The sequence below is a fragment of the Streptomyces glaucescens genome (assembly GCF_002154375.1).
GTDB lineage: Bacteria > Actinomycetota > Actinomycetes > Streptomycetales > Streptomycetaceae > Streptomyces > Streptomyces glaucescens.
In genome coordinates this window covers 1-6,512 of record NZ_MUND01000718.1, presented here as the reverse complement: position 1 = coordinate 6,512, position 6,512 = coordinate 1, and the positions used below count along the sequence as shown (strand labels likewise).

Here is a 6,512-nt window from a genome sequence, read left to right as displayed (position 1 = left end):
GCCTCCTTGCCTCCTTGCCCCCTTGCCCCCTTGCCCCCAGTGGGAGCCCTCCCTGTCGGACCGACCGCGCCGGAACGGCCACGAAAGGCCCAGACCGCCATGGACGTATCGGACCTCCTCTCCCGTGCCGCGCATGTGACCGCGGCGCTCGCCGTCGTGCTGCTCCTGGCCCGAGTGGGACGGAGCGCCGCAGGCCGGCTGCGTCAGCCGGAAGTCGTCGGGGAGGTCACGGTGGGGCTGCTGGTCGGGCCCGCCGTGCTCGCGCTGTCCGACCGCGCGCTGTTCGACGCGCTGCTGCCGGCCGCCGTCCTCGACGCGCTCACGTTCGTCGGGCAGACCGGGCTCGTGCTCTACCTCGTCGGCCTCGCCCACAAGCTGCGGCCCGGACCGGGTGGTCCGCCCCGGCAGGCCTTGTCCGCCCTGGTGGCCGGCGCCTTCCTGGTGCCCCTCACCACGGGTCTGCTGCTGGTGGGGCTGATCGCGCTCACCGACGACGCGGCGGCCCGGGGCGAGGTGCCGCTGCCCGCCTTCTGCCTGATGGTCGCGGTCACCATGTCCATCACCGCGGTCCCGGTGCTGTCCCGGATCCTCGGCGACCGGGGCCTGAGCGAGTCGGCCGAGGGGCGGCTCGCCCTCGCGTCCGCCATCGTCATGGACGGGCTGGGCTGGATCATGCTCACGCTCGCCGTGGGACTCGGCGCGGACGACCTGTCGGGCCTGTGGGAGCCCGCCGTCGCGCTGCTCGCGGGCGGTGGCTGCGCGCTCCTGCTGCGGCTGGCGCTGCGCACCGGACCGGCGCGCCGGCTGTGCCGCCGGCTGCCGCGGACGACCGCGGCGCTGCTCGGCGGTGCCGCGCTGGGCACGGCCCTGCTCACCGAGCACCTGGGCATGACCGCCATCGTCGGCGCCGCGCTGGTGGGTCTGGCGATCCCCGGCGAGGACCCGGCGGTCCCCGCTGAGGACCCGGCGGTTCCGGACGCGGGACCGGCCCCGTGGACCGAGCCCGTGGCCGCCGTGTCGCACACCGGGCGGATGCTGACGCCGGTCTTCTTCGTGGTCACCGGCGTCACCGTGCTCATCGACGCGTTCAGCGCCGCGTCCTGGACGCTGATCACCGGCACGCTCGTACTCGGCTGCGCGGGCAAGCTGCTCGGCGGCTACGCCGGGGCCCGGCTGGCCGGCACCCGGCCCGGACCGGCGCGCCGTATCGGTGTGCTGATGAACACCAGAGGCCTGACCGAGCTGATCGTGATCGAGGCCGGCCACAGGGCCGGCATCCTGCCGGCGCCGATGGTCCTCGCCCTGGTGGTGATGGCCCTGGCGACCACGGCCATGACGGGACCGCTGCTCGGTCTCGTCGACCGCGCCGAGCGACGCGGCAGCGTACCGGCCCGTTCCGAACTCCCCCGCTCCGTAGCGACGGAAGGCAGTACCCGATGACCGAATACCCGGCCGCGGCCGCCTCGCCCCAGCCCACGGTGGCCGAGGCGACGCCCGACGAGTTCCGGACCATGATGAGCGGCTTCCCCACCGGGGTGTGCGTGGTCACCAGCGTCGACGGGGCCGGCGCGCCCTGGGGGATGACCTGCTCGTCGGTGTGCAGTGTCTCGCTCGCCCCGCCCACGCTCCTGGTGTGCCTGCGCTCGGGCAGCCCGACCCTGGCCGCCGTCCTGGACCGGGGCGCCTTCACGGTGAACCTGCTGCACGAGGGCGCCCAGGACGCCGCCGAGCTGTTCGCCTCGGGCAACCCGCACCGCTTCGACCTGCTCCCGTGGGAACGGGACACCGACGCCTCGGGGCCCCATCTGGTCCGGGACGCCCATACGGTGGCGGACTGCACCGTCTCCCTGACCCAGACCGTCGGCGACCACGTGACCGTGTTCGGCCGCACCCGCAGGATCGTGCGGCACCGTCCGCGGTCGCCGCTGCTGTACGGGCTGCGGCAGTTCAGGCCGTGGTCGGGGAGCTGACGCGCCCCGGACGACCGGCGCGCGGCGCCGCGAACGCCGAGGCCGGCAGGGCGTGCCGCCCTGCCGGCCTGCATGTCGCTCGGCCCCTCCCCGCGGGCCGGGACGAGCCCGGCGGGCAGGATGTGCCCGGCGGGCCGGGACGTGCTCGGGCGGTCACGGGTGCCCGGCCGTGCCGGGGCATACGGCGCCCTGGGCCAGCAGCCCGTCGACGACCGCCTCGAGTCCGCGCTGGTGATGGTCGCCCGCCGCCAGTTCGACCCACTGGTCGCGCAGCCGGGCCAGGAGGGGGAAGGCGTCGGGGTCCAGGGACAGCATCGCGCGCTCCCAGGGCGTGTCCTCGCCCTTGCGGCGGGCACGCTCGCGGTTGAGGCGGACGAGCAGTTCGCCGATGGTGTAGTACCAGATGACACGGTAGGCGTAGAGCGCCTCCTCGTGGCTCATCCCGCAGGCGACCGCGGCGTCGATCATGCTCTCCACGATCCTCAGCGCCGCTGCGCTCACGTGGTCCTCGGAGGTCAGCGCCTCCACCGCCCAGGGACAGTCCGCGAGGATCCCGTGGAGGGTCCGCGCGCCCGCGAGGAGCCGCTCGCGCGGCTCACGGGGCAGTTCGGTGCGGGGCAGGCGCTCGGTGCGCGCGTCCAGCAGCAGCGTGAGCAGCTCGTCCTTGTCCTTGACGTGGTAGTAGAGCGCCATCGGCGTGCTGGACATCTCTTTCGCCAGGCGGCGCATGGACAGATGCTCCGCCCCCTCCTCGGTGAGGATCCGCTCAGCGCTGCTGAGGATCGCCTCCCGCGACAGACGGCGCGGCCGGCCCAGCCGGCCGGGGCGTTGACTCCGGGACTCCATGAGACCAGCTTTCCGAAACCGTTGGGGTGATGACGTGTCGACCGCCGCGTGGCTCGACCCCGCGGGCGCGCGGGGCACTTGCCATCGCCGGCGCACGGGGGAGCCGCCACGGCGGGCGCTGGCCGCACCGGCGGGGGGCCGTCGGACAGCCGTCCCGGCGGCCCCCGGTTCCGGCGGGGTCGTGGTGGCCCCGGGCCGGGTGCGGTCGCTGATCGTGAAGCGCCGACTGCGTCGGATCTGAGCAGGTGAGCCAGTGCCCGCGCTGCCCGGGACCCCCACAGCGCCCGGACCGGTGCCCGCGCGGGGGGCGATCGAGCGGAGCCGCCGGGACGGCCGGCGCCCCGCGGCAGGAAGTCGTGCGGGGATGAGTGACCGGCGGTCCGCGCGAAGGCGGGGCCGAGGGCGTGGAGGCACGTCCCTTCGGCCCCGCCGCATCCCGTCGCACCGTCGAGCGGGCCGTGTCCCCGCGACCGGGTCATGGGCAGCGCCCTGAGCGCGGCGCGGCGCACCCGGGCGGGTCGGCGGTGCCGACCGGTGGGCCCGATGGCCCGTCCCGGCGATCGGCCGGTGGGCACGTGCGGTGCGAGGCCGGGCGCGCCCGACGGTCCGGCGCCGGCGCCGTGGTTCTCGCCGGGTGCGCCGCGCGGTTCCCGCGGGATGCGCTCCAGCGCTGTGACGACAGCCGCGGCGCCGTGGCCGTGAGCGGCCTCCCGCACCGCGTCGGCGGTTGCTCCCCGGGCCGGGCCGGGTCCACCACCGGGCACACCGGCCGCGCTTCCCCGGCTCCGGCCGGGGCGCGACGGCGCCCGGGGCCGCCGGCGGACCACGGCCGGTGTGTCATCGGTGCGGTCGGGCGCGCCGGGGACGGCGCGAGCCGCTCAGCCGCGGCCGCCGGCCCGTGAACGTGCTCCCGCGTGCTCGCGGCACGCCATTTTCGTCGCCTCCACGGTGCTGCGGGCCAAGGCGACGGCTTCGTACAGGAGGTCCATCCGGGCCGTGTGGCCGTCCGCGACGTCCTGGTGGGTGCGCAGCAGCAGTGCCGCGCAGTTCAGGGCGTCACAGGCCGCGCTGACCTCCGCCGGGATGCGGCGCCGGCTCGAGTCGCGCAGCTCCCAGGCCAGCTTCTCCAGATGCTGGACGACCGTCGTGAGTTCCACGGCCGTCTCATGGACGGCAGACATAGAAAGACTCCCTTCCCCTACCCCGGCGCCGGGACGCCGCGGTGCGGCGTCCCGGCGGATGGACCACGGACGTCAGGCGGCCTGGCCGGTCTTCGTGACGAGGTAGTTGCCGAGCACCAGGTAGTCGATCTCGGTGCCCAGGAAGCAGTTCAGCGCGTCGGCCGGGGAGCACACGATCGGCTCGCCCGCCACGTTGAACGACGTGTTGATCAGGCAGGGCACGTCGGTCAGCGCGGTGAAGCGGCGCAGCAGCGTCGCCAGCAGCGGCGTGTCCTCGTCGGTGATGGTCTGCACGCGGGACGTGCCGTCGACGTGCGTCGCACCCGGAATGATGTTGTGGTACTCCGGCCGCACCGGGAACACGAACGTCATGTAGGGCGATCGCTTCTTGCGGCCCATCTCGAAGATCTTCTCCGCGTCCGACTCCAGCACGATCGGCGCGAACGGGCGGAACGGCTCACGGTGCTTGACCCGGGTGTTGATGACATCCTTGATGTCCGGGAACTTCGGGTTCGCCAGGATGCTGCGGTGGCCCAGCGCCCGCGGGCCGTGCTCCAGCCGGCCCTGGAACCAGCCGATGACGACCTTCTCGGTGAGCAGCTTCGCCACCTGGTCGGCGACCTCGCCGTCGGGGATCCGCGTGTACTCGACCCGGCCGCCGAACTCCCGCAGGGTGCTCTCGATCGTCGCCTCGTCGTACTCCGGTCCCACGTACGGGGTGACGGTGTCGGCGTACTTGACCTCGGCGGTGTTGTCGGGGTGGTTGGCCCAGGCGTGGACGGCGGCGCCGATGACGACGCCGGTGTCGCTGGCGCCGAAGCTCACCGACATGTCCTCGAAGCGCGAACCCTCCAGCAGCTGGGTGTTGTTCACGCAGTTCAGCGCCAGGCCGCCCTCGAAGAGCAGGTGGTTCAGGTCGGTCCTGGACTCCAGGGCGCGCAGCTGGTGGCTGGTGACGGCGGTGAGCATCTCCTGGGCCGCGGCGGCGATGTTGGCCTTGTACTCGAGGGTGTCCTGGAACGGCCCGAAGCACTGCTCGAACAGGCCGTCGAAGCAGCGGGGGTTCTCCAGGTCGTGCGGCCGGACCAGGGAGTAGCGTCCGCCCTCGTGCAGCTGGACGATGTGCTCCAGGAACGGGTTCGGCGAGGGCGCCTCGGCGAACCCGGAGAGGCCCATGACCTTGTACTCGTCGTTGTTCGGCACGAAGCCCAGGAAGCGCGTGATCGAGGCGAACAGGTTGCCCAGCGAGTCGTTCGCGCTGATGATCGACTCTTCGAAGACGCGGATCTTCCCGTCGCGTATTTCACCGGTGAGCGAGGAGAAAAGCTCGGCGCGACCGTCACTGATGAGGAATGCGGTGTCCTTCATTCCCGCCATGTAGTAACCGGTCATCGCGTGCGCGAGATGGTGCTGGACGAACACCACCTTCTCCGGGTCGGGAGTGAATCCCGTGCGGGCGGCGAAGTCCGCGAGGATCGCTTCACGGCCGAGCGCCTTGTCGAACAGCTCACCGATGCGGGCGAGCCGGTCGACCTTTTCCATGGGCGGCAGCGGAGCCGACGCCAGGTCGTGCATGGTCGCGTCGAAGACCTCGTTGGAGAAATTCCACGGGATGGCGATGAGGTCGATGTCGGAGAACTCGATGCCGGCCTTCTCGAGGCACCACTGCACCGCGTTGATCGGGAAGTCGGAGGTCTTCTTCTCCCGGTTGAGCCGCTCTTCCTCCACGGCAGCCACCAGCTTGCCGTCCACCAACAGCGCTGCGCCCGCGTCATGGCCGAGGATGTAGTGCTTCTCCGTCCCGACCGCGCCGAACTTGTCGGCGAAGATTTCTGCGCCCCGGGTGAACCCGTTGCAACCCAGAACAATCATGACAAATTTCCTTCTCTGTTCTGCTGCGTCGCGTGCACGGTCCGCCAGCCGGCGAACAGAGCCCTGACGGTGTCGGACGGCTGCGTGCCGGACTTTCCAAGTGCGGAAATAATTCGAGCGTCCTTTTACCTACCGAATTTCCCGGCCAGGCTACCGACGCGGATCAGCCGGTTGCAATATGCGGATCACACCGCTATAAGTGCGTTTCTCACAGCTCGGCGAAAGGCTGTGGCATGATCGGTCGCTTACAATCGGAGCGCGTGGCGGAGTCGAACACACGCCTTCCCGACATCGCCGCCATTGCATTGCCGGCGGCAAACGTATGCGCCGTATTCAGCATCGAACCAGTCCCTGGGAGAGGCTGCCATGCCACTGGACCGCATACTCCGTAACCTGATCACCTGGCAACGCGCCGGCGGCCCCCCGGCCTCCCTTCGCGCCATGACCGTCGAGCAGGCGCGGGAACGGTATCTCGCCAACGCGGTCCGCCCGCGCCGCCCGGAGGGCGACGCCGGCCCCGCCGTCACGACGGCCGACCACCGGGTGGACACCGCGGACGGGTCGTCGTTCCGGATCCGGGTCTACACCCCGGCATCCGACGAGGGCCGGGTGGTCACCTATCTGCACGGGGGCGGGTGGGTGC

At 72.1% G+C, this 6,512-nt stretch carries 6 protein-coding genes; 3 read left to right on the top strand and 3 right to left on the bottom strand.

Annotation, left to right across the window (positions count from 1 at the left end):
- The first annotated feature begins 99 nt into the window (after positions 1-99).
- Both CCN42_RS35845 and CCN42_RS35840 read left to right on the top strand, forming a co-directional pair.
- Complete coding sequence (locus tag CCN42_RS35845; RefSeq protein WP_086741530.1) at positions 100-1,440, top strand: cation:proton antiporter; 1,341 nt, start codon at positions 100-102, stop codon at positions 1,438-1,440.
- Positions 1,437-1,970: a flavin reductase family protein gene (locus CCN42_RS35840; RefSeq protein WP_086741529.1), complete on the top strand. Its 534-nt coding sequence runs from the start codon at positions 1,437-1,439 to the stop codon at positions 1,968-1,970. The genes CCN42_RS35845 and CCN42_RS35840 overlap by 4 nt, the downstream gene beginning before the upstream one ends.
- A 153-nt stretch (positions 1,971-2,123) precedes the next feature.
- Here the strand turns inward: CCN42_RS35840 and CCN42_RS35835 are convergent, their stop codons facing one another.
- The 3 genes from CCN42_RS35835 to CCN42_RS35825 all read right to left on the bottom strand — a co-directional run bounded on the left by CCN42_RS35835 (position 2,124) and on the right by CCN42_RS35825 (position 5,869).
- Entirely contained in the window at positions 2,124-2,816 is a 693-nt protein-coding gene (locus tag CCN42_RS35835) for a TetR/AcrR family transcriptional regulator (RefSeq protein WP_086741528.1), read from the bottom strand.
- Positions 2,817-3,694: 878 nt separating this feature from the next.
- Positions 3,695-3,997 (bottom strand): hypothetical protein, encoded by a 303-nt coding sequence (locus CCN42_RS35830; protein WP_143659886.1) that lies wholly within the window; start codon positions 3,995-3,997, stop codon positions 3,695-3,697.
- A gap of 72 nt (positions 3,998-4,069) precedes the next feature.
- Positions 4,070-5,869: a carbamoyltransferase family protein gene (locus CCN42_RS35825; RefSeq protein WP_086741527.1), complete on the bottom strand. Its 1,800-nt coding sequence runs from the start codon at positions 5,867-5,869 to the stop codon at positions 4,070-4,072.
- Between the two features lie 441 nt (positions 5,870-6,310).
- Between CCN42_RS35825 and CCN42_RS35820 the strand changes: the two genes are divergently transcribed.
- Positions 6,311-6,512, top strand: a 202-nt coding sequence (locus CCN42_RS35820; protein ID WP_211294867.1) for a hypothetical protein, incomplete at its 3' end; no start/stop codon positions are given.

Bases quoted from the DNA above. Each gene is read 5' to 3' on its own strand.
- CCN42_RS35845 (WP_086741530.1), top strand. From the start codon at position 100: ATGGACGTATCGGACCTCCTCTCCCGTGCCGCGCATGTGACCGCGGCG.
- CCN42_RS35840 (WP_086741529.1), top strand. From the start codon at position 1,437: ATGACCGAATACCCGGCCGCGGCCGCCTCGCCCCAGCCCACGGTGGCC.
- CCN42_RS35835 (WP_086741528.1), bottom strand. From the start codon at position 2,816: ATGGAGTCCCGGAGTCAACGCCCCGGCCGGCTGGGCCGGCCGCGCCGT.
- CCN42_RS35830 (WP_143659886.1), bottom strand. From the start codon at position 3,997: ATGTCTGCCGTCCATGAGACGGCCGTGGAACTCACGACGGTCGTCCAG.
- CCN42_RS35825 (WP_086741527.1), bottom strand. From the start codon at position 5,869: ATGATTGTTCTGGGTTGCAACGGGTTCACCCGGGGCGCAGAAATCTTC.